Source organism: Pseudomonas sp. MM227 (genome assembly GCF_947090715.1).
Classification (GTDB): Bacteria; Pseudomonadota; Gammaproteobacteria; order Pseudomonadales; family Pseudomonadaceae; genus Aquipseudomonas; species Aquipseudomonas baltica.
In genome coordinates this window covers 3888710-3914809 of sequence record NZ_OX352319.1, presented here as the reverse complement: position 1 = coordinate 3914809, position 26100 = coordinate 3888710, and the positions used below count along the sequence as shown (strand labels likewise).

General features: G+C 61.3%; 26 protein-coding genes. 21 read left to right on the top strand and 5 right to left on the bottom strand.

The genetic code is table 11. The annotated features are described in order from the left end of the window. The first annotated feature begins 114 nt into the window (after window positions 1-114). The 3 genes from ONG87_RS17815 to ONG87_RS17805 all read left to right on the top strand — a co-directional run bounded on the left by ONG87_RS17815 (window position 115) and on the right by ONG87_RS17805 (window position 3999). The gene (locus ONG87_RS17815) at window positions 115-2556 is read left to right on the top strand and encodes a Lon protease family protein (RefSeq protein WP_185795204.1); all 2442 of its coding nucleotides are present in this window, start codon (window positions 115-117) and stop codon (window positions 2554-2556) included. A 195-nt stretch (window positions 2557-2751) separates the two neighbouring features. Further along, the gene (locus ONG87_RS17810) at window positions 2752-3240 is read left to right on the top strand and encodes a TIGR00645 family protein (protein WP_043192796.1); all 489 of its coding nucleotides are present in this window, start codon (window positions 2752-2754) and stop codon (window positions 3238-3240) included. Window positions 3241-3381: 141 nt separating this feature from the next. Next, window positions 3382-3999, top strand: coding sequence for an FKBP-type peptidyl-prolyl cis-trans isomerase (locus ONG87_RS17805; RefSeq protein WP_264381765.1), 618 nt, complete (start codon window positions 3382-3384; stop codon window positions 3997-3999). Window positions 4000-4211: 212 nt separating this feature from the next. Here ONG87_RS17805 and ONG87_RS17800 read toward each other — a convergent pair whose 3' ends face one another. The 3 genes from ONG87_RS17800 to ONG87_RS17790 form a co-directional block, all read right to left on the bottom strand. Further along, the gene (locus tag ONG87_RS17800; RefSeq protein WP_122475338.1) at window positions 4212-4454 is read right to left on the bottom strand and encodes a hypothetical protein; all 243 of its coding nucleotides are present in this window, start codon (window positions 4452-4454) and stop codon (window positions 4212-4214) included. 142 nt (window positions 4455-4596) lie between these two features. Continuing rightward, window positions 4597-4938, bottom strand: coding sequence for a zinc ribbon domain-containing protein YjdM (locus ONG87_RS17795; protein WP_122475337.1), 342 nt, complete (start codon window positions 4936-4938; stop codon window positions 4597-4599). A 348-nt stretch (window positions 4939-5286) separates the two neighbouring features. After that, the gene (locus ONG87_RS17790; protein WP_264381764.1) at window positions 5287-6255 is read right to left on the bottom strand and encodes a polyprenyl synthetase family protein; all 969 of its coding nucleotides are present in this window, start codon (window positions 6253-6255) and stop codon (window positions 5287-5289) included. 330 nt (window positions 6256-6585) lie between these two features. Between ONG87_RS17790 and rplU the strand changes: the two genes are divergently transcribed. From rplU to ONG87_RS17765, 5 genes are all read left to right on the top strand, one after another. After that, window positions 6586-6900: a 50S ribosomal protein L21 gene (gene rplU, locus ONG87_RS17785; protein WP_003176051.1), complete on the top strand. Its 315-nt coding sequence runs from the start codon at window positions 6586-6588 to the stop codon at window positions 6898-6900. A gap of 34 nt (window positions 6901-6934) precedes the next feature. After that, window positions 6935-7192 (top strand): 50S ribosomal protein L27, encoded by a 258-nt coding sequence (gene rpmA, locus ONG87_RS17780; RefSeq protein ID WP_008371588.1) that lies wholly within the window; start codon window positions 6935-6937, stop codon window positions 7190-7192. Window positions 7193-7377: 185 nt separating this feature from the next. Then, window positions 7378-8598 (top strand): Obg family GTPase CgtA, encoded by a 1221-nt coding sequence (gene cgtA, locus ONG87_RS17775; RefSeq protein ID WP_122475333.1) that lies wholly within the window; start codon window positions 7378-7380, stop codon window positions 8596-8598. 193 nt (window positions 8599-8791) lie between these two features. Then, a complete protein-coding gene (gene proB, locus ONG87_RS17770; protein WP_122475717.1) occupies window positions 8792-9910 on the top strand; it encodes a glutamate 5-kinase in 1119 nt (372 codons plus the stop codon). Between the two features lie 19 nt (window positions 9911-9929). Then, complete coding sequence (locus ONG87_RS17765; protein ID WP_122475332.1) at window positions 9930-10388, top strand: CreA family protein; 459 nt, start codon at window positions 9930-9932, stop codon at window positions 10386-10388. 272 nt (window positions 10389-10660) lie between these two features. On the opposite strand, the gene rpsT is transcribed toward ONG87_RS17765, so the two are convergent. Then, the gene (rpsT, locus tag ONG87_RS17760; protein WP_043192805.1) at window positions 10661-10939 is read right to left on the bottom strand and encodes a 30S ribosomal protein S20; all 279 of its coding nucleotides are present in this window, start codon (window positions 10937-10939) and stop codon (window positions 10661-10663) included. 253 nt (window positions 10940-11192) lie between these two features. Between rpsT and murJ the strand changes: the two genes are divergently transcribed. The 6 genes from murJ to ispH all read left to right on the top strand — a co-directional run bounded on the left by murJ (window position 11193) and on the right by ispH (window position 18552). Further along, window positions 11193-12731 carry a murein biosynthesis integral membrane protein MurJ gene (gene murJ, locus ONG87_RS17755; protein ID WP_264381763.1) on the top strand — a complete coding sequence of 513 codons (1539 nt, stop codon included), beginning with the start codon at window positions 11193-11195 and terminating at the stop codon, window positions 12729-12731. Window positions 12732-12861: 130 nt separating this feature from the next. Next, complete coding sequence (ribF, locus tag ONG87_RS17750; protein WP_122475330.1) at window positions 12862-13797, top strand: bifunctional riboflavin kinase/FAD synthetase; 936 nt, start codon at window positions 12862-12864, stop codon at window positions 13795-13797. 15 nt (window positions 13798-13812) lie between these two features. Continuing rightward, window positions 13813-16644 carry an isoleucine--tRNA ligase gene (gene ileS / locus ONG87_RS17745; protein ID WP_122475329.1) on the top strand — a complete coding sequence of 944 codons (2832 nt, stop codon included), beginning with the start codon at window positions 13813-13815 and terminating at the stop codon, window positions 16642-16644. Further along, window positions 16637-17158, top strand: coding sequence for a signal peptidase II (gene lspA / locus ONG87_RS17740; RefSeq protein ID WP_264381762.1), 522 nt, complete (start codon window positions 16637-16639; stop codon window positions 17156-17158). Before ileS ends, lspA begins: the two co-directional genes overlap by 8 nt. Further along, window positions 17151-17588: a peptidylprolyl isomerase gene (locus ONG87_RS17735; protein ID WP_264381761.1), complete on the top strand. Its 438-nt coding sequence runs from the start codon at window positions 17151-17153 to the stop codon at window positions 17586-17588. The genes lspA and ONG87_RS17735 overlap by 8 nt, the downstream gene beginning before the upstream one ends. Before the next feature lie 16 nt (window positions 17589-17604). Then, window positions 17605-18552, top strand: coding sequence for a 4-hydroxy-3-methylbut-2-enyl diphosphate reductase (gene ispH / locus ONG87_RS17730; protein WP_185795209.1), 948 nt, complete (start codon window positions 17605-17607; stop codon window positions 18550-18552). Here the strand turns inward: ispH and ONG87_RS17725 are convergent. Then, window positions 18549-19073 (bottom strand): GspH/FimT family protein, encoded by a 525-nt coding sequence (locus ONG87_RS17725; protein WP_185795210.1) that lies wholly within the window; start codon window positions 19071-19073, stop codon window positions 18549-18551. The two genes, ispH and ONG87_RS17725, sit on opposite strands and share 4 nt — an antisense overlap. Before the next feature lie 123 nt (window positions 19074-19196). Between ONG87_RS17725 and ONG87_RS17720 the strand changes: the two genes are divergently transcribed. Genes ONG87_RS17720 through thiO form a run of 7 tightly spaced genes read left to right on the top strand, consistent with a single transcriptional unit; the run spans window position 19197 to window position 26016 of the window. Next, window positions 19197-19670, top strand: coding sequence for a GspH/FimT family pseudopilin (locus tag ONG87_RS17720; RefSeq protein ID WP_185795211.1), 474 nt, complete (start codon window positions 19197-19199; stop codon window positions 19668-19670). Further along, the gene (gene pilV, locus ONG87_RS17715; RefSeq protein WP_192054759.1) at window positions 19667-20143 is read left to right on the top strand and encodes a type IV pilus modification protein PilV; all 477 of its coding nucleotides are present in this window, start codon (window positions 19667-19669) and stop codon (window positions 20141-20143) included. Before ONG87_RS17720 ends, pilV begins: the two co-directional genes overlap by 4 nt. After that, the gene (locus ONG87_RS17710; RefSeq protein WP_185795213.1) at window positions 20140-20874 is read left to right on the top strand and encodes a PilW family protein; all 735 of its coding nucleotides are present in this window, start codon (window positions 20140-20142) and stop codon (window positions 20872-20874) included. Before pilV ends, ONG87_RS17710 begins: the two co-directional genes overlap by 4 nt. A gap of 10 nt (window positions 20875-20884) precedes the next feature. Next, window positions 20885-21394 carry a PilX N-terminal domain-containing pilus assembly protein gene (locus ONG87_RS17705; protein ID WP_192054757.1) on the top strand — a complete coding sequence of 170 codons (510 nt, stop codon included), beginning with the start codon at window positions 20885-20887 and terminating at the stop codon, window positions 21392-21394. 1 nt (window position 21395) lies between these two features. Continuing rightward, entirely contained in the window at window positions 21396-24491 is a 3096-nt protein-coding gene (locus tag ONG87_RS17700; protein WP_264381760.1) for a pilus assembly protein, read from the top strand. An 8-nt stretch (window positions 24492-24499) separates the two neighbouring features. Next, window positions 24500-24895, top strand: a complete 396-nt coding sequence (locus ONG87_RS17695; RefSeq protein ID WP_264381759.1) for a type IV pilin protein — start codon at window positions 24500-24502, stop codon at window positions 24893-24895. A 20-nt stretch (window positions 24896-24915) separates the two neighbouring features. Next, the gene (thiO, locus tag ONG87_RS17690) at window positions 24916-26016 is read left to right on the top strand and encodes a glycine oxidase ThiO (RefSeq protein WP_264381758.1); all 1101 of its coding nucleotides are present in this window, start codon (window positions 24916-24918) and stop codon (window positions 26014-26016) included. The last annotated feature ends 84 nt before the right edge of the window (window positions 26017-26100 follow it).

The following is a 26100-nucleotide window of genomic DNA, read 5'->3' as shown; positions in this document are numbered from 1 at the left end:
CCGCACGAAATGAGTAACTTGCAGCCTTGAGCGTCCAGCCCCGCTGCAGCTTGCACCGCCGCCACAGAAGCGCCCAGAATGACCGCATCTGCCCCGCCGAAGTAAGGATGCCCGATGCCCGATTCCGTAGCTGCCAGCCTGCGTCTTGCACCCGAGGCACTGACCCGCCCGTTTTCCGCTGAACAGTTCAACTTCACCACCACCAATGACCTGGAACCCTTCCGCGGCGTCCTGGGCCAGGAGCGCGCCGTCGAGGCCTTGCAGTTCGGCGTCGCCATGCCACGCCCCGGCTACAACGTGTTCGTCATGGGCGAGCCCGGCACCGGCCGCTTCTCGTTCGTCAAACGCTACCTGAAAGCCGAGGGCAAGCGCCTGCAGACCCCGGCCGACTGGGTCTATGTGAACAACTTCGATGAGCCGCGCGAACCCCGCGCCCTCGAGCTGCCGCCCGGCAGTGCAGGTGCCTTCATCGGCGACATCGGGGGGCTCATCGACAATCTGCTGGCGACATTTCCAGCGGTGTTCGAGCATCCGTCCTACCAGCAGCGCAAGAGCGCCATCGACCGCGCCTTCAATCAGCGTTACGACCGCGCACTGGATGTGATCGAAAAACTCTCGCTGGAAAAAGACATCGCGTTGTACCGCGACAGCAGCAACATCGCCTTCACCCCGATGCTCGACGGCAAGGCCCTGGACGAAGCCGAGTTCGCCCAGTTGCCCGAAGTCGACCGCGAGCGCTTCCATACCGATATCTCCAATCTGGAAGAGCGCCTCAACGAGGAGCTGGCCAGCCTGCCGCAGTGGAAACGCGAGTCGAGCAACCAGTTGCGTCACCTGAACGAAGAAACCATCACCCTGGCCCTGCAGCCATTGCTCGCGCCGCTGTCGGAAAAATACGCCGAGAACGCTGCGGTGTGCGGTTACCTGCAGGCCATTCAGGTCAATTTGCTCAAGACCGTGGTCGAGCAGCTGGTCGATGACAGCAAGGCCGATGCCCAGGCCCGCAAGCTGCTGGAAGAGCAGTACAGCCCCAGCCTGGTGGTCGGCCATCACCAGAGCGGTGGCGCGCCAGTGGTGTTCGAACCACACCCGACCTACGACAACCTGTTCGGCCGGATCGAATACAGCACCGATCAGGGCGCGCTCTACACCACCTACAAACAGTTGCGCCCCGGCGCCCTGCACCGGGCCAACGGTGGCTTCCTGATTCTGGAAGCCGAGAAGATGCTGGGCGAGCCCTTCGTCTGGGACGCGCTCAAGCGCGCCTTGCAATCGCGCAAGCTGAAGATGGAATCGCCACTGGGTGAGTTCGGTCGGTTGGCCACTGTCACGCTCACGCCACAGATGATTCCGCTCCAGGTCAAGGTCATCATCATCGGCGCTCGCCAGCTGTACTACGCGTTGCAGGATCACGATCCCGACTTCCAGGAGATGTTCCGCGTCCTGGTGGACTTCGACGAAGACATCCCTATGGTCGACGAGAGCCTGGAGCAGTTCGCCCAACTGCTGAAGACGCGTACCTCGGAGGAGGGCATGGCGCCGTTGACCGGTGACGCCGTCGCGCGCCTGGCCACCTACAGTGCGCGGCTGGCAGAAAACCAGGGGCGGCTGTCGGCCCGTATCGGCGACTTGTTCCAGCTGGTCAGCGAGGCGGACTTCATCCGCCACCTGGCCAACGAAGAACGTACCGACGCCGGCCACATCGAGCGTGCGCTCAAGGCCAAGGCCACGCGCACCGGCCGGGTTTCGGCGCGCATCCTCGACGACATGCTGGCGGGCATCATCCTGATCGACACCAGCGGCGCCGCGGTCGGCAAGTGCAACGGCCTGACGGTGCTGGAAGTGGGCGACTCGGCGTTCGGCGTGCCGGCGCGCATCTCGGCCACGGTGTATCCGGGCGGCAGCGGCATCGTCGACATCGAGCGCGAGGTCAACCTGGGTCAGCCGATCCACTCCAAGGGGGTGATGATTCTCACCGGCTACCTGGGCAGTCGCTATGCACAGGAATTTCCCCTGGCCATTTCCGCCAGCATCGCCCTGGAGCAATCCTACGGATACGTGGATGGCGACAGCGCGTCGCTGGGCGAGGCCTGCACCTTGATCTCGGCGCTCTCGAAAATGCCGCTCAAACAGTGCTTCGCGATCACCGGTTCCATCAACCAGTTCGGCGAAGTCCAGGCGGTGGGCGGGGTCAACGAGAAGATCGAGGGTTTCTTCCGCCTGTGCGAGGCCCGCGGCCTGACTGGCGAACAGGGTGCGATCATTCCGCAGGCCAACGTCGCCACCTTGATGCTCGACGAAAAGGTCCTGCAGGCGGTCCGCGACGGCAAGTTCCATGTCTATGCCGTGCGCCAGGCGGACGAGGCATTGAGCCTGCTGGCCGGTGAGCCAGCCGGTGAACCCGACGAGAACGGCGCGTTTCCCGAGGGCAGCATCAATGCCCGCGTGGTTGAGCGGCTGCGGGTCATCGCGGAAATGATCAGCGAGGAAGACCTCAAGGAAGCCGAGAAAGAACACGCGCTGGAAGAATTGGTCGAGGTCCGGCCAACGGTGTAGGTCTCCGAGGGGCCACCCAGCACGGGTCGGCCCCTCTGCGCCATCGTGCAGGCGTCACCCGGCCAGGGTGCGCCGTCAATTTGTGGAAAACTGACATCTGTAGGCGGCAGGCGGCTGCGACACACCGTCGCACGTCGTGCTTTGCCATGGCCGTGGCTATAATCGTCGCCAATTTCCACCACCCTGTGAGCCTCAATGGAACGCTTCATCGAAAAAACCATGTACGCCTCGCGCTGGTTGCTGGCGCCGATCTACGTTGGACTGTCCTTGGGTCTGCTGGCGCTGGCGCTGAAATTCTTCCAGGAAATCTTTCACGTCCTGCCCAACATCTTCGCCATGGCCGAATCGGAAGTGATTCTGGTGCTGCTTTCGCTCATCGACATGGCGCTGGTTGGCGGCCTTCTGGTGATGGTGATGATTTCCGGCTATGAAAACTTCGTGTCGCAACTGGACATCGAAGAGGGCGTCGAGAAGCTCAGCTGGCTGGGCAAGATGGACTCGTCTTCGCTGAAGATGAAAGTCGCCGCGTCGATCGTGGCCATTTCGTCCATCCATTTGCTGCGCGTGTTCATGGATGCCAAGAACATCGAGCCGCAGTACCTGATGTGGTACGTGATCATCCATATGACCTTCGTCATTTCGGCGTTTGCCATGGGCTACCTGGACAAGCTGACCAAGCACTGATTGCACCTGTAGCACGGGCGCATACGGCCCGGCCTGCTGAAGTGCGGGCCTGCAGTGTGCTAGTCTGCTGGCCCTTTTATCCGGGCGCGCCCTTCATCCCCGCATGAAGATTGCGGCGCGGCCCCGCAGCGGAGCAGTGTTATGTCCGAAGTACAATTGTCGACCGACGAAACCCGCGTCAGCTATGGCATTGGCCGTCAACTGGGCGGCCAACTGCGCGACAACCCACCACCTGGCGTCAGCCTGGAAGCCATCCTGGTCGGCCTGACCGATGCGTTCCGTGGCCATGAAAGCCGTGTGAGCGAAGAAGAGCTGAACGCCAGCTTCAAGGTGATCCGCGACATCATGCAGGCCGAGCAGCAGGCGAAGGCCGAAGCTGCGGCTGGCGAAGGCAAGGCGTACCTGGCCGAAAATGCCAAGCGTGCCGAAATCACCAGCACCGCCAGCGGCTTGCAGTACGAAGTGTTGAGCACAGGCGAAGGCAGCAAGCCGGCCGGTGACAGCACCGTGCGCGTTCACTACCACGGTACCCTGACCGATGGCACCGTGTTCGACAGCTCCTACAGCCGTGGCGAGCCGGCCGAATTCCCGGTCAACGGCGTGATCGCTGGCTGGACCGAAGCCCTGCAACTGATGCCTGCCGGCAGTAAGTGGCGTGTCCACGTACCGAGCGAACTGGCCTACGGCGCCCAGGGCGTCGGCAGCATCCCACCGCACAGCGTGCTGGTGTTCGACGTCGAGCTGCTCGAAGTTCTGTAACCCGCCAGCGGAAACGCACTCCCTGTAGCAGCGGCGCAAGCCGCGTCCGGCCTCACCGCGTGCGTCCAGAAACACCGCACCCACCGCCGACGCGGCTTGCGCCGCTGCTGCAGGGGGCCTGCATGCACTGCCGATGCGGCTCGCGCTGCTGCTGCGGGGAGTGCGGTATCTGTAGCAGCGGCGCAAGCCGCGTCCGGCTTCGGCGCGGTGTATCAGTGCAACTCCCCCATTGGCCGCAGTGCCCGTGCGTAGCAGAACAAAAACAGGTTGCGCACCACTTCCTTGAGCACTCCAGGTTCGCTCGAACTCAGGCCATGCAGGTCGAGGTCGCCCTGGTCGCGTAGCTCATCCAGAGCATCCTCGCCAAGCACCGCACAGACTTCACCCGTCTCGCGATGCAGGATGCGCAGGTAGGGGTGTGGGCGGTCGAGCCAGGCGTCGATCAGATAGGTCATGGCAATTCTCCTTGAGGGCATTCAATGAGAATAATTCTTATTAATATAATAGCAAGCGACTATTTGCCTTCCGCAGGCATTGCACCCTTGGAAGTCAGGCCGGGCGCCTCGCGACGGCCCGGACCGCTGGTCGGGCGACGCCTCAGACCTTGCGCACGAACTCGGACTTGAGCTTCATCGCGCCAATGCCGTCGATCTTGCAGTCGATGTCATGGTCGCCATCGCACAGGCGGATGTTCTTGACCTTGGTGCCGACCTTGACCACCAGCGAAGAGCCTTTGACCTTGAGGTCCTTGATCACGGTAACGGTGTCGCCGTCGGCCAGGGCATTGCCCACCGAGTCCTTGATCGTCAAAGCATCGCCGTCGGCACTCTCGTCGCTCGTGGCCGACCACTCATGGCTGCATTCGGGACAGATCAGCTGAGTGCCGTCTTCGTAGGTGTATTCGCTGTTGCATTTGGGGCAGGGCGGCAGCGTGCTCACGAGATTCCTCGGGGGTAGGGAATAAAGGCGCGCAGTATATAGGGTTTTTGCCGCAAGAGCCCATCAGCGCCAGCTGCCATGCAAGGCGCGCCTTTATGGGGAGTATGGTTCTTGCCTGGGAGCAGGGCTGCTGTGGAAGTGGGCGCTGCCCGCGAGAGCTCACCGCTCACTCACCGTAGAATCAGACACGTGTGGGAGCGGGCGCTGCCCTCGAGAGCCCACCGCCCACCCACCGTAGAATCAGACCCTTGTGGAAGCGGGCTCTGCCCGCGAGAGCCTACCGCTAACCCACCGTAGAATCGGACACTTGTGGGAGCGGGCTCTGCCCGCGAATGGCCCACCACCGAATCAGTGCGTACGCGCCACCGCAAATTCACTCAGCTCGACCAGGGCATCCCGGTATTGGCTGGCAGGCAGCGCCTCCAGCTGAGCAATGGCCTTGGCCACATAATCGCGTGCCAGCTGCGCGGTGTAATCCAGCGCGCCACAATCCTCGACCGCAGTGCGGATGCGTTCCAGATCCTCGATCCCGCCCTTCTGGATCGCCTGGCGGACCAGCGCTGCCTGCTCGGCGGTGCCTTCACGCATGGTATAGATCAGTGGCAAGGTCGGCTTGCCCTCGGCCAGATCGTCGCCCACGTTCTTGCCGAGGGTTTCGGCGTCGCCTCGATAATCGAGCAGATCGTCGACCAGCTGGAAAGCGACGCCCAAATGATCACCGAACGTGCGCAGCGCTTCACACTGTTCGGGGCTGGCACCGGTGAGCGCCGCGGCGCTGTGTGCCGACGCCTCGAAGAGCATCGCTGTCTTGCCGCGGATCACTTCCATGTAGATTTCTTCGGTGGTGCTGGCGTCCCGCACCTTGGACAGCTGCAGCACTTCGCCCTCGGCAATGATGCGCGTGGCATGCGACAGAATCTTCATCACCGGCATCGAGCCCAGTTCGACCATCATTTCGAACGAGCGCGAATAGAGGAAGTCGCCCACCAGCACGCTTGGCGCGTTGCCCCACTTGGCATTGGCGGTGGACCGACCACGGCGCATGCCGGACATGTCGACCACGTCGTCATGCAGCAGGGTCGAGGTGTGCAACAGCTCGATTGTGGCTGCCAGCAGACGCAGGTCGTCGCTTTGATGGCCCAATGCTTTGCCGGCGAGGAGCACCAGCAGCGGCCGCAGGCGCTTGCCCCCAGAGGAGGTGATGTAGTCGCTGATCGTCGATACCAACGGCACGCGCGAGGTCAGCTGCTGCTTGATGATCCCGTCGACGGCGCTGAAATCGTCCGCCACCGCGCGGTAGAAAGCTTGGGGTTGCATCAGCGAGAGTCGCTCCAGAAGGGTTGCGCGGCATGCTAGGACGCGGGTCGGGGTGTGTCAAGGCGCGTCCATGGCCCTGGGCGCCCGCGTGCAGGCCCGGCACGGCCCGGTATGGCCCGTGAAAGGCGTTCTGCCAGGTCCGCCAAGCCAATGAGGCGACTGGCGGCCTCTTGTCAGAGGTTCGCCGCTTGCGTACAATCGCGCACCCTGAACTTCCTGGGCAGCACCTGCCTTACGCAATTGCATTTGGGGCGTTCCAACCCATGCAGCCATGCCAGCCGACACTCTACTTATAAAGAGCTGGGTGAGCAGGATTATCGGAGAAATACCATGTCGTACGCAGTAATCGTTACCGGTGGCAAGCAATACAAGGTCGCCCCAGGTGAATACCTGAAGATCGAGAAACTGGAAATCGCCACCGGCGAATCCGTTACCTTTGATCGCGTTCTGTTGGTCGCCAATGGCGACGACGTGAACATCGGCGCTCCAGTGGTTGCCGGCGCTACCGTTGTGGCTGAAGTGATTTCCCAAGGTCGTCACGATAAGGTCCGCATCATCAAGTTCCGTCGTCGTAAGCACCACATGAAGCGCATGGGCCACCGCCAGTGGTACACCGAGATCAAAATCACCGGTATTCAGGCTTAATTTCAGCCTAATTCCTCACTAGGAGAATTGACTCATGGCACACAAAAAAGCTGGTGGTAGTACCCGTAACGGTCGCGACTCAGAAGCCAAACGCCTTGGCGTGAAGATGTATGGCGGCCAGGCTATCATCCCAGGCAACATCATCGTGCGTCAGCGCGGCACCCAGTTCCACGCTGGCTACGGCGTTGGCATGGGCAAGGATCACACCCTGTTCGCGAAAGTCGCAGGCGTGATCAAGTTCGAAGTAAAGGGCGCCTTCGGTCGTCGTTACGTGAGCGTTGTCGCAGCTTAATCGCGACGTCGCTGGAGAAGCCCTGTCTTGCGACGGGGCTTTTTCGTTTTTGGAGTGAGTCTCTTGCAAAGGTTTGCATGGGCTGTCGGTACGAGAGTCATTGACGGGTTTGCCGCGCTCATTTTCGCAAGAGCCTTACGTTTCAGTTTCATTAGCTCGTCCCTGCGGCGAGAGGCGTATTTTTCATGAAGTTTGTAGATGAAGTATCCATCCGCGTGAAAGCGGGTGACGGTGGCAACGGCTGCATGAGCTTTCGCCGTGAAAAATTCATTGAGAATGGCGGCCCCAACGGCGGCGACGGTGGCGATGGCGGCTCGATCTACATGATCGCCGACGAAAACCTCAACACTTTGGTCGACTATCGCTATACCCGCCACTTCGATGCCGAGCGCGGCGCCAACGGTGGTAGCACCGATTGCACCGGCAAGAAAGGTGAAGACATGGAGCTGCGCGTACCGGTAGGTACCACGGTGATCGATGCTTCCACCCAGGAAGTGATCGGTGACCTGGTCAAGGCCGGTCAGCGCCTGCTCGTCGCACACGGCGGCTGGCACGGTCTGGGCAACACCCGCTTCAAGTCCAGTACCAACCGCGCGCCGCGCCAGACCAGTCCGGGCAAGCCGGGTGAGCAGCGTGACCTCAAGCTGGAAATGAAAGTGCTGGCCGATGTTGGCTTGCTGGGCCTGCCCAATGCTGGCAAGAGCACCTTCATCCGCTCGGTCTCCGCGGCCAAGCCCAAGGTGGCGGACTACCCGTTCACCACATTGGTGCCGAACCTGGGTGTGGTCAGTGTCGATCGCTGGAAGAGCTTCGTGGTAGCCGACATTCCCGGTCTGATCGAGGGCGCTTCGCACGGTGCCGGCCTGGGTATCCGCTTCCTCAAGCACTTGGCGCGTACGCGCGTGCTGTTGCACCTGGTCGACATGGCGCCGCTGGATGAAACCAGCGCTCCCGATGCCGCCGAAGTGATCGTCAACGAACTGGTCAAGTTCAGTCCGTCGCTGGCCGAGCGCGAGCGCTGGCTGGTGCTCAACAAGTGCGACCAGATTCTGGAAGAGGAGCACGAAGAGCGGGTCAAGGAAATCGTCGACCGCCTGGAGTGGGAAGGTCCGGTCTACGTGATCTCGGCCATCGCGAAGGAAGGTACCGAGCGCCTGAGCCGCGACATCATGCGCTACCTTGAAGACCGTGCCGATCGCCTGGCCCGTGACCCGGCCTATGCCGATGAGCTGGCCGAGCTCGACCAGCGCATCGAAGACGAGGCTCGCGCGCAGCTGCAGGCCCTGGATGATCAGCGCGCACTGCGCCGCAGCGGCGTGAAGAGCGTCCACGACATCGGCGATGACGACGATTGGGAAGAAGAAGACGCCGAAGACGGCCCGGAAATCATCTACGTCCGCGACTAGTGCGTATGGGTGCAGGTCCCGCTTCTGTAGGAGCGGCCCGCGGCCGCGAAGGGCGCACCGCGGTGTGCCTGGCACTCCACGGTGTCTTCTTCGCAGCCGATGACCGCTCCCACAGTGATCTCCAGTGTTAAACTAAGCGCCGCTCACCATGAGCGGCGTTTTTGTTTTTCTACCGGGCAAAGGTTGGCAGATGATGCGGAGCAAGGTGACGGGTGCGCAGCGTTGGGTCGTGAAGATCGGCAGTGCGCTGCTGACCGCGGACGGCAAGGGTCTGGATCGCGCGGCGATGAGTGTCTGGGTCGAGCAGATGGTTGCTTTGCACAATGCCGGGGTCGAGCTGGTGCTGGTCTCTTCGGGGGCTGTAGCGGCCGGCATGAGTCGTCTTGGATGGGTCAAGCGCCCCAGTGGCATGCACGAGCTGCAGGCTGCCGCCGCCATCGGCCAGATGGGGCTGGTGCAGGCCTGGGAGTCTAGCTTTGCCGAGCATGGCCGGCACACTGCGCAGATCCTGCTGACCCACGACGATCTCTCCGATCGCAAACGCTACCTCAATGCGCGCAGTACCCTGCGGACCCTGGTCGAGCTGGGCGTGGTGCCGGTCATCAATGAAAACGATACGGTGGTCACCGACGAAATCCGCTTCGGCGACAACGACACCCTGGCGGCCCTGGTGGCCAACTTGGTGGAGGCGGACCTGCTGGTGATCCTCACCGATCGCGACGGCATGTTCGATGCCGATCCGCGCACCAACCCCGATGCACAATTGATCTTCGAAGCGCGTGCCGACGACCCATCGCTGGATGCGGTTGCCGGCGGTACCGGCGGCGCGCTGGGGCGTGGCGGCATGCAGACCAAGCTGCGGGCCGCACGCCTGGCGGCTCGCTCCGGGGCGCATACGGTGATCGTCGGTGGCCGTATCGAGCGCGTGCTCGATCGGCTCAAGGCCGGCGAGCGCCTGGGTACGCTGCTGTCGCCCGAGCGTGAAATGCTCGCCGCGCGCAAGCAATGGCTGGCCGGACACTTGCAGACCCGCGGCACCCTGGTACTCGACGAAGGGGCCGTGCAAGCCCTGACCGGTGGCCACAAGAGCCTGCTGCCGGTAGGCGTGAAAGTGGTCCAGGGTAGTTTTCGGCGGGGTGAAATGGTGGTGTGCGTGGCGCCCGATGGTCGCGAGATCGCACGCGGCCTGGCCAACTACAGTGCGCTGGAAGCCCAGAAAATCATTGGTCAGTCGTCGGACGTTATCGAGCGCTTGCTGGGCTATATGGCCGAGCCCGAGCTGGTGCACCGCGACAACCTGATCCTCGTTTGATCCCTACAGGAACGTTTCGATGAAAGTGCTCAAAGCCCTCGCGGCTGCCATGTTGTGCCTGCCGATGCTGGCGAGTGCCGAGGAAATCGGCCAGGTGTCCACGGTGTTCAAGGTTGTCGGCCCCAACGATCGCATCGTCGTCGAGGCGTTCGATGATCCCAAGGTGCCTGGCGTGACCTGTTATCTGTCGCGCGCCAAGACGGGCGGAGTGAAGGGTGGCCTGGGCCTGGCCGAAGACCGTGCGGAAGCATCCATCGCTTGCCGCCAGGTCGGGCCGATCCAGCTGCCGGGCAACTTGAAGGAGGGCGAGGAAGTATTCAAGGAGCGCACCTCGCTGGTGTTCAAGACCATGCAGGTGGTCCGTTTCCACGACAAGAAGCGCAACGCCCTGGTGTATCTGGTCTACAGCGACCGCATGATCGAAGGCAGCCCGCAAAACGCCGTGACCGCCATCCCGATTCGCCCCTGGACCGAATAACCGCGTTGCACCCTTCGCGGCCACGGACCGCTCCTACGGAAGACATGCATGGCCCACCGTAGGAGCGGTCATCGGCCGCGAAAAGGGCACTGCGGTGTGTCAGGTAAGCCGCGTCGCACCCTTCGCGGCCACGGACCGCTCCTGCGGAAGACATGCATAGCCCACCGTAGGAGCGGTCATCGGCCGCGAAAAGGGCACTGCGATACCGGCACATTCACACGGGCACAAAAAAGCCGACCCTGGGGTCGGCTTTTTCTACATCGTACAGCTGATCAGGCAGCAGCAGCCTGGTTCAGTGCTTTGATGTGGCCGTTCAGACGGCCCTTGTGGCGAGCAGCCTTGTTCTTGTGGATGATGCCTTTATCGGCCATACGGTCGATAACTGGCACGGCCAGAACGTAAGCAGCTTGTGCTTTTTCTGCGTCTTTTGCGTCGATGGCTTTAACTACATTCTTGATGTAGGTGCGAACCATGGAACGCAGGCTGGCGTTGTGGCTGCGACGCTTCTCAGCCTGTTTTGCACGTTTTTTGGCGGAAGGTGAGTTGGCCACCGTCGAGCTCCTCGAAAGACTTTTTGAAATAGCAAACAAATAAGGCCGCGAATCATGCCCATCAACGAGTTGGTTGTCAAGGGTACGTGAGACGATCCGCTAAGTGGTTGGCCGGGTGTCGAAGTGATTCACTTCTGTCCCGCGACCTGTACACTCGCGAAGTTCTGGCTCTGCCTGCTGATGCGGCGCGGAGTATCGCACACCTGGGCCGGATATGGGCCTGCTCTTCGTCAACGGGCATGAAAAACTTTCGATGAACCTACTTAAATCCCTGGCCGCGGTCAGCTCCATCACCATGGTTTCGCGGGTGTTGGGCTTCGTCCGCGACACCATCATTGCGCGCATTTTCGGCGCCGGCATGGCCACCGATGCCTTCTTCATCGCTTTCAAGCTGCCCAACCTGCTGCGCCGGATCTTCGCCGAAGGCGCCTTCTCCCAGGCGTTCGTGCCCATTCTCGCCGAGTACAAGAGCCAGCAGGGCGAGGAGGCCACGCGTACCTTCATTGCCTACGTCGCCGGCCTGCTGACCCTCGCACTGACGCTGGTGACGGTGGCCGGGATACTCGCTGCGCCGTGGGTGATCTGGACAACCGCTCCGGGTTTTGCCGATACCCCGGAGAAATTCGCGCTCACCAGCGATCTGTTGCGGGTGACCTTTCCTTATATATTGCTGATATCGCTGTCGTCCTTCGTCGGTGCCATCCTCAACACCTACAACCGCTTCTCGGTTCCAGCTTTCACGCCCACGCTGCTGAACGTGTCGATGATCCTGTTTGCCCTGTTCCTCACGCCCTATTTCGATCCGCCGGTCATGGCGCTCGGCTGGGCCGTGCTGGCGGGTGGGTTGGCGCAATTGCTCTATCAACTGCCGCATCTGAAAAAGCTCGGCCTGCTGGTGCTGCCACGCCTGAGCCTGCGCGATACCGGTGCCCTGCGGGTGATGAAGCAGATGCTGCCGGCAATCCTCGGTGTATCGGTGAGCCAGATTTCGCTGATCATCAATACCGTGTTCGCCTCGTTCCTGGTGGCCGGCTCGGTGTCCTGGATGTACTACGCCGACCGCCTGATGGAGCTGCCGTCGGGGGTATTGGGCGTAGCCTTGGGCACGATCCTCCTGCCGACCCTGGCCAAGACCTACGCCAACAGGGATCGTCATGAATACTCGCGCATCCTCGACTGGGGGCTGCGCCTGTGTTTCGTGCTGGTCCTGCCGTGCGCGGTGGCCCTGGCGTTGCTCGCCGAGCCCTTGACCGTGGCCTTGTTCCAGTACGGCAAGTTCACCGCGCTGGATGCGGCCATGACCCAGCGCGCGCTGATCGCTTATTCCATCGGCCTGCTGGGGATCATCCTGATCAAGGTGCTGGCGCCCGGGTTCTACGCCCAGCAGAACATTCGCACGCCGGTGAAGATCGCCATCTTCACCCTGGTGGCGACACAGGTCTTCAACCTGATGTTCATCAGCCATCTGCAGCACGCAGGCCTGGCGCTGGCGATCAGCCTGGGCGCCTGCCTGAACGCCGGGTTGCTGTACTGGAAGCTGCGTCAGCAGGACCTGTTCCAGCCGCAGCCGGGCTGGACCGCCTTTCTGTGCAAATTGGGCGTGGCCGTGCTGGCCATGGCCGCTGCCTTGCTGGTGCTGCTGCAGTACATGCCGGCCTGGGCCGACGGGCAGATGCTCGAGCGCTTCCTGCGCCTGGGGCTGTTGGTGTTGACAGGCGTGCTAGTGTATTTCGGAATGTTGTTGGCCATGGGCTTCCGCCTCAAGGACTTCGCTCGCCGCGGGCTGGCGTGATCCTCGAGCGCACTGGCTGCCCTTGGCCGCGAGCGGTTTTATGCGTTAGCGAACATCCATGCACGCTGTTGCCTGTCGTCGACGCGTGGGTATGGTTATAATCGACCACTTTATGAGCAAGAAGCGCGTTATGCAGCTGGTTCGAGGCCTTCACAATCTGCGGCCCCAGCATCGGGGCTGCGCCGCCACCATTGGCAATTTCGACGGTGTCCATCGTGGCCACCAGGCTATTCTGGCCCGGCTGCGCGAGCGTGCCCGCGAGTTGGGCGTGCCCAGTTGTGTGGTCATCTTCGAGCCCCAGCCGCGCGAATACTTCAGCCCGCAGACCGCGCCGGCACGTCTGGCCCGGCTGCGCGACAAAGTGCAGCTGCTGGCTGCGGAACAGGTCGATCTGGTGCTGTGCCTGGCTTTCAACAAGCGCCTGAGCCAGCTCAGTGCATCGGAGTTCGTCGACACCATCCTGATCGACGGCCTGGGCGTGAAACATCTGGAGGTTGGTGACGACTTCCGCTTCGGCTGCGACCGGGCAGGGGACTTCGATTTCCTGACCCAGGCCGGCAGCCTCCAGGGCTTTACCGTCGAGTCGGCGCAGACCGTCGAAATGGACGGCGTCCGCGTCAGCAGCACCCAGGTCCGCAAGGCTCTGGCTGCGGCCGACTTCGAACGTGCCGGGCAGTTGCTCGGCCGGCCCTTCTGCATCGAAGGAAGGGTCCTGCATGGTCAGAAGCTGGCCCGCCAACTGGGCTGGCCCACTGCCAATGTGCAACTCAAGCGCCGTCGTGCGCCGCTCACCGGGGTATACCTGGTCAGTGTCGACATCGACGGCAAGACCTGGCCAGGAGTCGCCAACATAGGCGTGCGGCCAACCGTTGCAGGTGATGGCAGTGCCCACCTGGAAGTGCATTTGCTGGACTTTGCCGGTGACCTCTATGGCCGGCATTTAACGGTGGCGTTCCACCACAAGCTGCGTGATGAGCAGCGTTTCGCCTCGCTTGAGGCGCTGAAGTCGGCGATCGATGCGGATGTCGCCGCCGCGCGTGCCCACTGGGCCAAGCCAACCGCTTAAATTGAAGAGCCTGAAATGACCGACTACAAAGCCACGCTAAACCTTCCGGACACCGCCTTCCCAATGAAGGCCGGCCTGCCCCAGCGCGAGCCGCAAACTCTGCAGCGCTGGGACAGCATTGGCCTGTACCAGAAGCTTCGCGAGATTGGCAAGGACCGTCCCAAGTTCGTCCTGCACGACGGCCCGCCCTATGCCAACGGCAATATCCACATCGGTCATGCGGTCAACAAGATCCTCAAGGACATGATCACCCGTTCCAAGACCCTGGCCGGCTTCGATGCGCCGTACGTGCCGGGCTGGGACTGTCATGGCCTGCCGATCGAGCACAAGGTCGAAGTCACCCACGGCAAGAACCTGGGCGGCGACAAGACCCGCGAACTGTGTCGCGCCTATGCCAGCGAGCAGATCGAAGGGCAGAAGGCCGAGTTCATCCGTTTGGGCGTGCTGGGCGACTGGGCCAACCCGTACAAGACCATGAGCTTCCCCAACGAGGCCGGCGAGATCCGTGCCCTGGCCGAAATGGTCCGCAACGGCTTCGTGTTCAAGGGCCTCAAGCCGGTGAACTGGTGCTTCGATTGCGGCTCGGCCCTGGCCGAGGCCGAGGTCGAGTACGCCGACAAGAAGTCGCCGACCATCGACGTCGCTTTCCCGATCGCCGACCAGCAGGCCCTGGCCGACGCCTTCGGCCTGCCCGGCCTGGAGAAGCCGGCCAGCATCGTGATCTGGACCACCACCCCGTGGACCATCCCGGCCAACCAGGCGCTCAACGTCCATCCAGAATTCACCTACGCCCTGGTCGACGTCGGTGATCGCCTGCTGGTGCTCGCCGAAGAACTGGTCGAGAGCTGCCTGGCGCGCTACAGCCTGCAAGGTACGGTGCTCGCCACTACCGTGGGTGCCAAGCTCGAGCTGATCAACTTCCGACATCCGTTCTATGACCGCCTGTCGCCGGTGTACCTGGCCGACTACGTCGAACTGGGCGCGGGCACCGGTGTGGTTCACTGCTCGCCTGCCTATGGCGTGGACGACTTCAACATCTGCAAGCAGTACGGCCTGACCAACGACGACATCATCGGCCCGGTGCAGAGCAATGGCGTGTATGTCGAATCGCTGCCGTTCTTCGGCGGCCAGTTCATCTTCAAGGCCAACCCGAACATCGTCGACAAGCTGACCGAAGTCGGTGCGTTGATGCACACCGAAGTGGTCAGTCACAGCTACATGCACTGCTGGCGGCACAAGACCCCGCTGATCTACCGCGCCACGGCGCAGTGGTTCGTCGGCATGGACAAGCCACCCGTCGAAGGCGATACCCTGCGCGAGCGCGCGGTGAAAGCCATCGAGGAAACCAAGTTCGTCCCGGCCTGGGGCCAGGCACGCCTGCACTCGATGATCGCCAACCGTCCCGACTGGTGCATCTCGCGCCAGCGCAACTGGGGCGTGCCGATTCCGTTCTTCCTCGACAAGGCCACCGGTGAGCTGCACCCACGCACCGTCGAGCTGATGGAAGAGGTGGCCAAGCGCGTCGAAGTCGAAGGTATCGAAGCCTGGTTCAAGATGGACGCCGCCGAGCTGCTGGGCGATGACGCCGCCAACTACGACAAGATCAGCGACACGCTGGACGTCTGGTTCGACTCGGGCACCACCCACTGGCACGTGCTGCGCGGCTCGCACCCGATGGGCCACGAAAGCGGCCCGCGTGCCGACCTGTACCTGGAAGGTTCGGACCAGCACCGCGGCTGGTTCCACTCTTCGCTGCTGACCGGCTGCGCCATCGACAACCATGCGCCGTATCGCGAGCTGCTGACCCACGGCTTCACCGTTGACGAAAACGGCCGCAAGATGTCCAAGTCGCTGGGCAACGTCATCGCCCCGCAGAAGGTCAACGACACCCTGGGCGCCGACATTATGCGGCTGTGGGTTTCGGCCACCGACTATTCGGGCGAAATGGCCGTGTCGGACACCATCCTGCAGCGCAGTGCCGACGCCTACCGTCGCATCCGCAACACGGCGCGCTTCCTCCTCTCCAACCTCAGCGGCTTCAACCCGGCCACCGACCTGCTGCCGGCCGATCAGATGATCGCCCTGGACCGCTGGGCCGTCGACCGGGCGCTGCTGCTGCAACGCGAGCTGGAAGAGCACTACGGCGAATACCGCTTCTGGAACGTCTACTCCAAGGTGCACAACTTCTGCGTGCAGGAGCTGGGCGGCTTCTATCTGGACATCATCAAGGATCGCCAGTACACCACCGGCGCCAACAGCGTTGCCCGGCGTTCCTGCCAGACCGCGCTGTACCACATCAGCGAGGCGCTGGTGCGTTGGATCGCGCCGATCTTGGCGTTCACCGCCGACGAGCTGTGGCAGTACCTGCCGGGCGAGCGCAACGAATCGGTGATGCTCAACACCTGGTACCAGGGCCTGAGCGAGTTGCCCGAGGGCTTCGAGCTGGATCGCGCCTACTGGGAACGCGTGATGGCGGTGAAGACCGCAGTCAACAAGGAAATGGAAAACCTGCGCGCCGCCAAGGCCATCGGCGGCAACCTGCAGGCCGAAGTGACCCTGTACAGCGAAGACGCCCTGAACACCGACCTGGCCAAGCTTGGCAACGAGCTGCGCTTCGTGCTGATCACCTCGGGTGCCACCTTGGCACCATTCGCCCAGGCTCCGGCCGATGCGGTGGTCACCGAGGTCGCCGGATTGAAGCTCAAAGTGGTCAAGTCGAGTGGCGTGAAGTGCGCGCGTTGCTGGCACTTCCGTGACGACGTGGGCGTGGACCCCGAGCATCCGGAAATCTGTGGGCGCTGCGTCGACAACATCAGCGGTGATGGCGAGGTGCGCCACTATGCCTGATTCGTCGGCGTCCTTCGGTCGCTACGGCCACTTGAAGTGGCTGTGGCTCAGCGTGTTGGTGATGGTGCTGGACCAGGCCACCAAGTTCTATTTCGACGGCACCCTGCAGATGTACGAGCAGATCGTGGTCATTCCCGACCTGCTCAGCTGGACCCTGGCCTACAACACCGGCGCCGCCTTCAGCTTCCTGGCCGACAGTGGCGGCTGGCAGCGCTGGCTGTTCACCCTGATCGCCGTGGTGGTCAGCGTGGTGCTGGTGGTCTGGCTCAAGCGCCTGGGGCGCAGCGACACCTGGCTGGCGATAGCGCTGGCCCTGGTGCTGGGCGGCGCGGTCGGCAACCTGTTCGACCGTGTCGTGCTCGGCCATGTGGTCGACTTCGTTCTGGTGCATTGGCAGGATCGCTGGCGGTTCCCGGCGTTCAACCTGGCCGACAGCGCCATCACCGTCGGTGCGATCATGCTGGCGTTGGATATGTTCAAGAGCAAGAAAACCGGAGAAGCGGTGAATGACTGATCAGCGCATCAGGGAAAACACTGAAGTGACCTTGCACTTCGCCCTGCACCTGGAAAACGGCGACACCGTCGACAGTACGTTCGACAAGTCGCCAGCGACCTTCAAGGTCGGCGATGGCAACCTGTTGCCGGGTTTCGAAGCCGCCTTGTTCGGCTTCAAGGCCGGCGACCGACGGACCGTGAAGGTGCTGCCGGAAAACGCTTTCGGCCAGCCCAATCCGCAGAACGTGCAAGTCATGCCGGCCGCGCAGTTCGCGAACATGGAGCTGTCCGAAGGGTTGCTGGTGATCTTCAACGACGCGGCCAACACCGAGCTTCCGGGCGTGGTGAAAGCATTCGACGACAACGAAGTGACGGTAGACTTCAACCACCCGTTGGCAGGCAAGACCCTGACCTTCGAGGTGGAAATTCTTTCGGTCACCGCCCTTTAAGGGCACCGAGGCAAGCATGCAAATCAAACTCGCCAATCCACGTGGCTTCTGCGCGGGTGTGGACCGAGCGATCGAGATCGTCAACCGCGCCCTGGAAGTCTTCGGCGCACCGATCTATGTCCGCCACGAAGTGGTGCACAACAAGTTCGTGGTCGAAGACCTGCGCAATCGTGGCGCCATCTTCGTCGACGAACTCGACCAGGTGCCTGACGACGTCATCGTCATCTTCAGTGCCCACGGCGTTTCCCAGGCCGTGCGCCAGGAAGCGGCCGGGCGCGGCCTGAAGGTGTTCGATGCAACGTGCCCGCTGGTCACCAAGGTGCACATCGAAGTGGCTCGCTACAGCCGCGACGGCCGCGAGTGCATTCTCATCGGCCACGCCGGGCATCCGGAAGTCGAAGGCACCATGGGGCAGTACGATGCCAGCAACGGCGGCGCCATCTACCTCGTCGAAGACGAGAAAGACGTTGCCAACCTGAATGTGATCAACCCTGAAAACCTTGCCTTCGTGACCCAGACGACCTTGTCGATGGACGACACCAGCCGGGTCATCGACGCGTTGCGCGCGCGCTTCCCGGCCATTGGCGGGCCGCGCAAGGACGACATCTGCTACGCCACGCAAAACCGCCAGGACGCCGTCAAGATCCTGGCCGACGAGTGCGACGTGGTACTGGTAGTGGGCAGCCCGAACAGCTCCAACTCGAACCGGCTGCGCGAGCTGGCCGAGCGAATGGCCACCCCGGCGTACCTGATCGACGGCGCGCAGGACATGCAGCAAGGCTGGTTCGACGGCGTGCAGCGTATCGGCATTACCGCTGGCGCCTCGGCGCCCGAGGTGCTGGTGCGCGGTGTCATCGAGCAACTGCACGCCTGGGGTGCGACCGGTGCCGACGAGTTGATCGGTCGGCCGGAGAACATCACGTTCTCGATGCCCAAGGAATTGCGGGTGAAGACGATCGGTTAGCGCGGTTTGCCGCACCAGTCGGCAGACTGCGGATCTGGAAGATCAGTGATTCGGACCCTGCCGACCCAGTCGATCACGACACGCCAGCGTAACCGTGCGCGCTTCGGATCGCAAAAAAACAGAGACCCGGCATTTGACTCCCCTTTGACGCCGGCAGGTGCGCCGAAACTATCGAAGCGCACCTCGTGGCGTACCCATTTATTGCCGATGACAGGCACCTTGCCATCGAGGATATGGGTATTGAGGTGCGTACCTCTGGCGGTGCTCAGACCTCGAATATCCAGCAGTGTGACCCAGCCCCAACCCCAGCCCCGGTGGAACCCCCTTACCACCACAGGCGTCTGCCGCAGGATCGCTTCCGACCGGGCCATGCGCAATGTGAAAGCAAGTTCCTGCGCCACCACTTTTCGCCGCTGCTCCTGCAGAAACTCATGCAGGGCTGGCATGGCAATCGCAGCCAGTATCGCGACCACCGCCAGCACCACCACCAGCTCCACTAACGTAACTCCTTTACTGTACATGCCAACCCTCCCTGGGTTTCCCTGCAATAGGCGCTGATCCCTCTAGAACAACCGTATATCCTGTGCGCGCACCGAACCGCGCGAGCGCTGGTTTATAGTCGATGCTCTTGGGGGAGGCGTCCAATGCGGCATGGTTACAAGGGGTTTACGCTGGTCGAGCTGATGGTGACCATCGCAGTGCTGGCCATACTGGTGACCATAGGAATCCCGTCGTTTGTCGGCCTGATCAACAACACCAAGGCTGACACCGAGTCGACAGATTTGTACCGCGCCCTCAACTATGCGCGCCTCGAGGCGATAAACCGGGGAGCGAGCATACGTGTCACGCCCTCGGTCGCGAACGACTGGACCAGCCGCCTCGATATTCAAGTCGTCAATGCTGGCGTCGTGACCAACCCGGTGTTACGCGTGATTGCAGACATGTCTGCGTCAGCTGTAGTGAAACCCAACAACATTGCCAACATCGAGTACAACAATTTGGGCGCACTGGCCAATCCCGTCACGGCAGTCGCGTTTTCCTACACGCAGGGTACCTACACCAAGGCCATCGGTGTGTGCCTCAACGGGCGCGTGATACTGGGGGGCACCTGTCCATGAGCATGCGCAGGGGGCAAGCAGGGGTCAGCCTGATCGAGGTCCTGGTTTCGCTGCTGATCATGGGGATCGGCCTGCTCGGGGCAGCAGCGTTGCAGCTCAACGCCCTGAAGTTCACCGACAGCTCGGCGCTCACCAGCCAGGCCAGTTTCATTGCCTATGACATGATGGACCGCATTCGTGCCAACCCCGACGCCAACTACGTGCTGGCCAACCTCGATGCGGCACCCGCGGGCAACGCAAGCGACGTCCGGGCCCAGGATCTTGCCGATTTCGCCGCCAATGCCAAGGCCATCGGCGGGGTCAGCGCGGGTAGCAGCATCGCCGTAAATAACCGCGTCGTTACCATCACCTTGCAGTGGAGTGACGCGCGTGCGACTAACGCAGCCAACGTTTCCAATGTGCAGAGCGTCGGCGATGGCCTGCAGAGTTTCACGCTGACCAGTCGCGTGGCCATCGACAAGGGGATCAAATGAGACGCTCATCCCGAGGCATTGGCCTGATCGAGCTGATGGTCGCCATGACCCTGGGCCTGGTCATCGTGTTGGGCGTCACCCAGATATTTCTCACGGCGAAGAATACTTACCAGAGCCAGAACGCTGCGGCGGGCATTCAGGAAGATGGACGCTTTCTGATGAGCAAGATGGCCCAGGAAATTCGCATGACAGGGTTTTTTGGCTGCCAAGCCAATCCGCTCGACAGCACGCTTACCAAAGACTTCACCGCCGCGTACGCCTCGCCGATCACTATTACCCGCGGCACTAACAACAGCGTGATTCTCACGTTGATCACTGCCGACGTGGGCAATAACGGCGCCAATGCCGACTGGAACATTCTTACTGACTGCCGCAGTTTTTCAACAGCCTACTTACCGGCAGCCATGCCTGCCGCACTGGCTGGTCAGCAGGTCATTCCGATACGTCGGGTCGTCTATACCTTTGCCAACAATCAAGTGTTGGCGGGTAGTTTAGCCAACAGCCAAAGCCCGTTGATCAGCAACGTGCTGGCTTTTGACGTGACTTTCGGCGTGGCCTCATCCGCGGCTAACATCAATGCCAGCAGCTACGTTGCCACGCCTACCAACTTCGACTTGATCCGCAGTGTGCGCATCAGTTTGCAGCTCGCCGACCAGGCGGCTGCACCCAATACCCGCGCGCAAACCCGGACTTTCAACACCGTGATTGCCTTACGCAATCGGCTGCTGTGATGAGGACTCAATGAGTATGCACACCCATTACAGCGCAACGAGCACGCAACGTGGGATGACGTTGGTAGTGTGCCTGGTCTTTCTGCTCTTGCTGACTTTGATCGGCGTGTCGTCGATGCAGAACGCGACATTGCAGGAAAAGATGGCAGGCAGCGTGACCCTGCGCAACGGCTCGTTCCAGATAGCCGAAGCCATGCTGCGCATTGGCGAAAATACAGTGAAGCCAGAAGCCTACACCCTGACTTTCTGCAATACCGCAGTTACCTGTGCCCCGCCGACCAACGCCAATACCATTGGCACCAGCAACTATATTGCCGCCAATGGTGTGGTTTGGGTGCAGTCCGGGTCTGGCTATTACGCCATTCAGAAAGTGGGTACCACCAACAACCCGTCGATTCTTGCAAGTGGTTCGCCAATCAACACCACCAAAAAATTCTATGAGCTGTATCGCATTACCGGGGTAGGCATCCAGGGTACTTCGCGAACGGTGCTGGAGAGTGTCTATGCCAAGCAGCAGTAGAATGCGCGGCGTGATCAAGTTCTGTTCCGGGATGCTTGCTGGATTGTACGTCAGTGCTCCGCTGTATGCCTTCGCACCAGCGGACTCTCCGTTGCTCAGCTCGGGGTCGGTCACGCCCAATGTGATGTTGCTGGTGGATGACTCCGGTAGTATGAATAACCTGATCCGCACAGCCGACTTCAATCAGGCTACCAGTCGTCCAACGATCTATAACTGCTACTACGCCACGTTCTGCGACCGATTCAGTGTCACAAACATCGACATGGACAGTGAAAATCTGTTCTACAGCAGCTTCAACCGGGGTGGATGCTCATTCGGTTATTCGGGATTCACGCGAGGTACCAACACGGTGTATTGCCTGCGCCTCCCGGATCCGGTGGGCAACGGCAGCACCCGCTATTCATCACGGTACATCTCTTACCTGATCGACCGGCTGCCGAGCGGCAGCACCAGCCGTGACTACATTGCCGACACAACGGTGCCCGGAGACTATCGGATCAACGTTGCACGAGACGCGGCGACCGCGCTGGTCAACGCCAATCGCAACCTGCGTATCGGTCTGGCCACCTTTAACCCGCCGGCTCCCGGCAACCCAGGCCCGGGTGGGAATATTCCCCGCGCGATTGCCGACTTGAGCGCCAACAGTTCTACCACCACAGCCCAAGCGAACAGCAACTACAACGCATTGATCAATGCCATCGGCGACCTGGGGGCCATCGCCAACACACCGTTGGCGGAAGCCTACTACGAGGTGACGCGTTATTTCAGGGGGATGGCGCCTTACTACAACAGCACGCCCAATACCTACACCAGCCCTATTCAGTACCGCTGCCAAAAGAACTACGGGGTAGTGATCACTGACGGCCTGCCTACTTATGACCGCACTTTCCCCACCAATGACCCACTCGGGGGATCAAGGCTGCCAAACTGGGACGGTGACAGCAGCAATGATGGCGATAACCTGACTGGTGACGGTGAGGGTGACACGTTGTACCTGGATGACATCGCCAAGTTTGCCAATGATATTGACATGCGGTCCGGCGGGACAGATACCGCCGGCAAGAGCTGGGATGCTGCGGATTTTCCCAAGCAGAACATGTCCACTTACACAGTAGGCTTCGCTGCTGACAATCAGATGCTCAAAGATGCGGCTGAAAAGACCGGTTATGGCCAAGGCAAATACTATCAAGCCACTGATGCTGCAGGCTTGAGCGCTGCCTTGACCGCTGCGCTTAACGATATTGCTTCCAAGGCTGGTTCAGGCGGGGGCGGTTCGGTGAACTCGGTCAATCTCACAGCGTCTTCGCAGTACTATCAAACATTCTACGACCCGACCGACTGGCGCGGTACGGTACGCGCCTATAACCTGGACAGTTCAGGCAATCCTGGCGCAACGGCGGTATGGAGCACGGATGACAAGGTTAAGTCGGCCGGGACTACGATTTTTCAGTCGTGGAACATACTCACCAGCCAGCCCATCGCACTATCATTGCTGAATTTCTCTCCTGCCCAGATCGCTACCCTGGCCGTCGGTGCATCGAGTCTCAACACTCTGCTCAATCCAGTTACCGCCAATGACCTGATCGAGTGGACGAAAGGCACCAACAAGACCGGGCTGAAGACGCGCTCGGTATTGCTGGGCGACATCATCAACTCACCCTTGGTGTATGCCTCGCCCACTGCCATTACCACTACCGACACGACAGGCGATTTCAGCTATACCACGTACCTTGGGACCAAGGCTGCGAGCATGAACCCCGCTCTGGTTGTCAACAGCAATGATGGGATGACCAACGTTTTGAATACCGATGGCACAAGGCGCTATGCCTATCTGCCATCTACTACGTTGGCCAATTTGAACGCAGTAGCCAACCCCAACTATATCAATGGTGTTGGCCATAAGTTCTTGAATGACGGTCAGTTGACTGTCGCAGACGCTCAAATCAACAACGGCTGGAAAACGCTGGCTTTGGGCGGTGTGGGGGCTGGCGGCAGGGCTTATTATGCGTTGCAGCTGTTTGAAGCCGGTGGTAGCAATACCACTCGTGCCCTTTGGGAAATCAACAGTAACACCACGGGCTACAGCAACATGGGCTATGCCTATGGCAAGCCGGAAGTGGCCCGATTGAAAGACGGTACCTGGGCAGCATTCATCTCGAACGGTTACGGCAGTACGACGGGGCGCGCGTCGCTGTTTGTGATCAATCTGGCTACCGGCGCGTTGATCAAAGAGATCCAGACCCCGATCGTTACAACAGGCGAAACCGACAACGGTCTGTCCTCGGTAGCGCTGGACATAAACAGCCAAGGCGTTATTCAGTACGCCTATGGTGGCGATCTGAAAGGGCGCATGTGGAAATTTGATTTCACCAGTACCACGAATGGCGTGGTCGGGTTCGCCAATACGCCACTGTTCACAGCTTCGGGTGGCGCGACCCAAGCTATCACCGCACAGCCAACCATAGGCAATTACACTCTGGGCCGGCAGATCATCTTCTTTGGTACAGGCAAGCTCAACGAGGTGGCGGACAAAACTACAACTACGACCCAGTCTTTCTACGCCATCGTCGACGCCAATGGTTCGACCGCGAACTACACCGAGTCGGTGCTGCAACGCCAGACCATCACCAATATCACCGGCACCAAGGTCTACACCAGCCAGAATGAGGTGGATTACAACACCCGCAAGGGTTGGTACATGCCGCTGACCTACGGCACCACATCGACAGGGGAGCGGGTGCTTTATCCACCCTTGTTGATCGACGGTAACATTTTTTTCACTACCGCTATTCTTGACGTTTCGGACCCATGTTCGAGCGCTGGGTCAAGTAAGCTGATGGAAGTGAACGCCGAAAATGGCAAGATGATCACGAATTTCAACATCCTGAACGGTACTGAGGCAACTGCGGGAATGATCGTATCGGGAGGTTTGATCAATACCGCATCAATGATCTCTTATGTCGATTCCAACGGGAATGACATGGTTGCTATTCAACTGCCTAGCACGGGTGACTCTACGACAGGCAGTGGCGGCGGGTCTCCTAAACAACAGGTGGTTTCCCCGAACCGCCGTATCATGTGGCAACAACGACAATGAGTGTCCGTATGAGCAGGCAACAAGGCTTCACCCTTATCGAGTTGATGATCGTGGTCGCCATCGTCGGTATCCTGGCGGCCATTGCCTACCCCAGCTACACCGAGTACGTGAAGCGCACGCACCGGGTTGAGATCGGCCAGGTGCTGGCCGAAGGTGCGCAGAATTTCGAGAGGGGGTTCACACGGACCGGCAGCTACGGCAACGTGCCCGACGTGGCGGGCAATGCCTGGTACAACATCGTGACGGCAAAGGACGCCACAACGTTCAGCCTGACGGCCGCGCCGAAGCCCGGCAGCATGATGGTCGGTGACAAGTGCGGCAGTTTCGTCATCAATCAAACCGGCGCGCGGACCAACACCGGCATGGCTGCCGGCAACACCTCTGCCACCTGCTGGGGCCGCTGAGCCTTCTTTGGAATCGTTTCATGTCTGACCATGTGTTGGTTGTCGGCGGCGGTGTGATGGGCCTGCTGACGGCCTACAACCTTGCTGCCCATGCGGGTCGCATTACCCTGATCGACCGCAGTGCGGTCGGCCAGGAGTCTTCCTGGGCCGGCGGTGGCATCGTTTCACCGCTGTATCCCTGGCGCTACAGCCCGGCGGTTACGGCGTTGGCGCATTGGTCGCAGGATTTCTATCCGCGCCTGGGGCAGCGCCTGGCCGTCGATACGGGCATCGATCCGCAGGTGTACACCACCGGTTTGTACTGGCTGGACCTGGACGATGAAGCCGAGGCGCTTACCTGGGCACGGGCCAATGGTCGGCCGCTGGCGGCAGTGGATATTTCAGCTACCTACGAGGCCGTGCCGGTGCTGGGGCCCGGGTTCGGGCGGGCGATCCATATGGCCGATGTCGCCAATGTGCGCAATCCACGCTTGATCAAGGCTTTGAAAGCGGCCTTGTCGGCGCTGCCCAACGTGACGGTGCGCGAGCAGTGTGAAGTGCAGGGTTTTTTGCTCGATGGCCAGCGGGTGGTCGGCGTGCATTCAGCGCAGGGGGAGGTGCTGGCCGACGAGGTGGTGCTGACCGCGGGTGCCTGGAGCGGTGAGTTGTTGCAGACCCTGGGCATCGACTTGCCGGTGGAGCCGGTTAAGGGGCAGATGATCCTGTTCAAATGCGCAGCCGATTTTTTGCCGAGCATGGTACTGGCCAAGGGGCGCTATGCCATTCCCCGCCGCGATGGGCATGTATTGATCGGCAGCACGCTGGAGCATGCGGGCTTCGACAAGACGCCAACGGTAGAGGCGCTGAACAGCTTGCAGGCCTCGGCGGTCGATCTGCTGCCGGCCCTGGCCGAGGCCACGCCGGTGCAACAGTGGGCTGGGTTGCGTCCGGGGTCGCCGGAGGGGGTACCGTTCATTGGTGCGCTGCCGCAGCATCCGGGTTTGTGGTTGAACTGCGGGCACTACCGCAATGGGTTGGTGCTGGCGCCAGCGTCGTGTCGCCTGCTGGCCGACCTGCTGCTGGGTCGCGAAGCCGTGATCGATCCAGCCCCCTACGCGCCGCAAAACCGCATCCCCCTGTAGCAGCGGCGCGAGCCGCGTCCGGCCGCACCGCGTTCATTCAGGCACACTGCATACACCGCCGACGCGGCTTGCGCCGCTGCTACG

What these genes read in the sequence shown, in the direction of transcription:
- ONG87_RS17700 (WP_264381760.1), top strand. Translation starts at nt 21,396, where the DNA reads ATGCGCGGCGTGATCAAGTTCTGTTCCGGGATGCTTGCTGGATTGTAC.
- ispH (WP_185795209.1), top strand. Translation starts at nt 17,605, where the DNA reads ATGCAAATCAAACTCGCCAATCCACGTGGCTTCTGCGCGGGTGTGGAC.
- ONG87_RS17725 (WP_185795210.1), bottom strand. Translation starts at nt 19,073, where the DNA reads ATGTACAGTAAAGGAGTTACGTTAGTGGAGCTGGTGGTGGTGCTGGCG.
- rpmA (WP_008371588.1), top strand. Translation starts at nt 6,935, where the DNA reads ATGGCACACAAAAAAGCTGGTGGTAGTACCCGTAACGGTCGCGACTCA.
- lspA (WP_264381762.1), top strand. Translation starts at nt 16,637, where the DNA reads ATGCCTGATTCGTCGGCGTCCTTCGGTCGCTACGGCCACTTGAAGTGG.
- rplU (WP_003176051.1), top strand. Translation starts at nt 6,586, where the DNA reads ATGTCGTACGCAGTAATCGTTACCGGTGGCAAGCAATACAAGGTCGCC.
- murJ (WP_264381763.1), top strand. Translation starts at nt 11,193, where the DNA reads ATGAACCTACTTAAATCCCTGGCCGCGGTCAGCTCCATCACCATGGTT.
- thiO (WP_264381758.1), top strand. Translation starts at nt 24,916, where the DNA reads ATGTCTGACCATGTGTTGGTTGTCGGCGGCGGTGTGATGGGCCTGCTG.
- cgtA (WP_122475333.1), top strand. Translation starts at nt 7,378, where the DNA reads ATGAAGTTTGTAGATGAAGTATCCATCCGCGTGAAAGCGGGTGACGGT.
- pilV (WP_192054759.1), top strand. Translation starts at nt 19,667, where the DNA reads ATGAGCATGCGCAGGGGGCAAGCAGGGGTCAGCCTGATCGAGGTCCTG.
- ONG87_RS17765 (WP_122475332.1), top strand. Translation starts at nt 9,930, where the DNA reads ATGAAAGTGCTCAAAGCCCTCGCGGCTGCCATGTTGTGCCTGCCGATG.
- ONG87_RS17705 (WP_192054757.1), top strand. Translation starts at nt 20,885, where the DNA reads ATGAGTATGCACACCCATTACAGCGCAACGAGCACGCAACGTGGGATG.
- ileS (WP_122475329.1), top strand. Translation starts at nt 13,813, where the DNA reads ATGACCGACTACAAAGCCACGCTAAACCTTCCGGACACCGCCTTCCCA.
- ONG87_RS17695 (WP_264381759.1), top strand. Translation starts at nt 24,500, where the DNA reads ATGAGCAGGCAACAAGGCTTCACCCTTATCGAGTTGATGATCGTGGTC.
- ONG87_RS17710 (WP_185795213.1), top strand. Translation starts at nt 20,140, where the DNA reads ATGAGACGCTCATCCCGAGGCATTGGCCTGATCGAGCTGATGGTCGCC.
- ONG87_RS17800 (WP_122475338.1), bottom strand. Translation starts at nt 4,454, where the DNA reads ATGACCTATCTGATCGACGCCTGGCTCGACCGCCCACACCCCTACCTG.
- ONG87_RS17810 (WP_043192796.1), top strand. Translation starts at nt 2,752, where the DNA reads ATGGAACGCTTCATCGAAAAAACCATGTACGCCTCGCGCTGGTTGCTG.
- ONG87_RS17790 (WP_264381764.1), bottom strand. Translation starts at nt 6,255, where the DNA reads ATGCAACCCCAAGCTTTCTACCGCGCGGTGGCGGACGATTTCAGCGCC.
- ONG87_RS17815 (WP_185795204.1), top strand. Translation starts at nt 115, where the DNA reads ATGCCCGATTCCGTAGCTGCCAGCCTGCGTCTTGCACCCGAGGCACTG.
- ONG87_RS17720 (WP_185795211.1), top strand. Translation starts at nt 19,197, where the DNA reads ATGCGGCATGGTTACAAGGGGTTTACGCTGGTCGAGCTGATGGTGACC.
- proB (WP_122475717.1), top strand. Translation starts at nt 8,792, where the DNA reads ATGCGGAGCAAGGTGACGGGTGCGCAGCGTTGGGTCGTGAAGATCGGC.
- ONG87_RS17805 (WP_264381765.1), top strand. Translation starts at nt 3,382, where the DNA reads ATGTCCGAAGTACAATTGTCGACCGACGAAACCCGCGTCAGCTATGGC.
- ribF (WP_122475330.1), top strand. Translation starts at nt 12,862, where the DNA reads ATGCAGCTGGTTCGAGGCCTTCACAATCTGCGGCCCCAGCATCGGGGC.
- ONG87_RS17735 (WP_264381761.1), top strand. Translation starts at nt 17,151, where the DNA reads ATGACTGATCAGCGCATCAGGGAAAACACTGAAGTGACCTTGCACTTC.